We start from the raw sequence: 303 nt of genomic DNA on the forward strand, positions 1-303 counted from the left end.
GAAGAAAAGCTAATACACCACTCAGATAGAGGCTCACAATACTGTTCGAAGGAATATCAAGATATCCATAAGAAACATAGAGTGACTTGCTCAATGACAGACGGGAATGACTGTTATCAGAATGCTTTAGCTGAGCGTGTAAATGGGATACTCAAAATGGAGCTCTTGCTGAAGAAACCGAAAGATCTGAAAGAAGCAAGGACGATGGTAGCAGAGTCCGTAGATATCTATAATCAAATGAGGCCTCATACGGCTTTAAAATACAAAACGCCCGATGAAGTACATCGAGCGTTTTAGTTAAAA

At 39.9% G+C, this 303-nt stretch carries 1 protein-coding gene; it reads left to right on the forward strand.

The features are described from left to right. On the forward strand, positions 1-297 hold a 297-nt coding region (locus tag IQP38_RS27060; RefSeq protein ID WP_193837855.1), incomplete at its 5' end, for an integrase core domain-containing protein. Positions 298-303: the final 6 nt, after the last annotated feature.

The sequence above is a fragment of the Vibrio sp. OPT41 genome, from assembly GCF_015163595.1.
Classification (GTDB): domain Bacteria; phylum Pseudomonadota; class Gammaproteobacteria; order Enterobacterales; family Vibrionaceae; genus Vibrio; species Vibrio alginolyticus.